We start from the raw sequence: 1,489 nt of genomic DNA on the forward strand, positions 1-1,489 counted from the left end.
CGGTGGCCGACGCCTCCAGGTAGACGATCCCGAGCCCCTCGACGTCGAGCCCGCCGCGCCGGGTCCGGCACGGCATCGCGAAGACGTCACCGGCGCCGTAGTGCGCGGGCAGTTCGGCCCAGGGCACGGCCCCCGTGAAACGCACGGAGTCGCTCACGCCCGTCTCCCGCACCAGTCGGCGCAGATCCTTCTCGTACGGTCCGCCGCCCACGATCAGCAGCACGGCGTCGGGCTCCCGGGCCAGGATGCGCGGCATGGCGAGGATCAGCGTGTCCTGCCCCTTGCGCGGCACGAGCCGCGAGACGCACACGACGACGGGCCGGTCGGTCAGCCCGAGCCGCGCCCGGACCTCGGCACCGCCCGATCCGGGGTGGAAGACCTTCTCGTCGACGCCGGGCGGCAGTTGAACCATCCGCCCGGCCGCCTCCGGGCTCAGCGCACCGGCGATCCTGGACCGCGTGTACTCGCCGAGATAGGTGATGGTGTCCGTCGACTCCCCGATGCGGTGCAGGAGTTGACGCGCGGCGGGCAGCTGCGCCCACCCGGCCTCGTGCCCATGGGTCGTCGCCACCAACCGCTCGGCGCCCGCCTTCCGCAGCGCCGGCGCCATCAGCCCGAGCGGCGCCGCCGCCCCGAACCACACCGCCGTACACCCGTGTTCACGCAGCAGCCCGACGGCCCTGCGGGTCGCCGCGGGCGTCGGCAGCAGCATCGTCGTGGAGTCCCGTACGACCTTGAAGGGCTGCTCGGCGTCGAAGGCGGCGGTCGCCTCGGCGCCCTCCCGGCCGCGCTTCCAGGTCGAGGCGTGGACGACGAGCCGCTCGGGCTCCAGCCGTAGCGCCATGTTGTGCAGGAAGGCCTGGATGCCCCCGGGCCGGGGCGGAAAGTCATTGGTCACGATCAGGGTCTTGCGCACGCGGCAGACCCTACCCGGGGAGGACTCACAGCTCGGCACGGCCGCGCTTCATGGCCATCGCACAGCGGATCGGGAGAACATGTGGCCCACACCCGGCAGGCACGGCACGGAACAGGGGCTCAGGTGGAGATCGCGGGCGCGAGACGGCGGCTGGCAGTGCTGCTGGGGACCTGGGGTCTGACCAGAGTCGTTGTGCTGCTGTTCGTCTTCAAGGTGTTCGTGTTCCCCGGCCCGGACGTCACCAGCGATGTGTCGGTGATCTACCAGGGCTGGTACGAGACCCTGCGGCACGGCAGCTTCCCGCTGGACGACGTCACCTGGCAGTACCCGCCCGCCGCCGCCCTCCCGATCCTCTCCCCCGCCCTGCTGGGCTTCCTCGACTACGCGTCGGCGTTCTTCGTCCTCGCCTGCCTCGCCGACCTGGCCGTCCTGGCGCTGCTGGTCTACACGGGCCTGCGCCCCGGCCGGACGCTGCGCGGTGCCTGGGTGTGGGTGGCGGGCGTACCGCTGCTCGGCCCGACCGTGTACGCGCGCTACGACGTGATGGTGACGGCGGTCGCCGTGGCCGCGCTG

1 protein-coding gene and 1 pseudogene are annotated in these 1,489 nt (G+C 72.6%); one reads left to right on the forward strand and one right to left on the reverse strand.

Translation table 11 applies throughout. The features are described 5' to 3' along the window. Nucleotides 1-916, reverse strand: a 916-nt coding sequence (locus R6V09_RS52980; protein WP_317888534.1) for a glycosyltransferase family 4 protein, incomplete at its 3' end; no start/stop codon positions are given. A 123-nt stretch (nucleotides 917-1,039) separates the two neighbouring features. Here R6V09_RS52980 and R6V09_RS52985 point away from each other — a divergent pair. Beyond that, a pseudogene (locus R6V09_RS52985) lies at nucleotides 1,040-1,489 on the forward strand (hypothetical protein); the annotation flags it as partial.

Origin of the sequence: Streptomyces sp. W16 (genome assembly GCF_033194735.1) — a bacterium.
GTDB lineage: Bacteria > Actinomycetota > Actinomycetes > Streptomycetales > Streptomycetaceae > Streptomyces.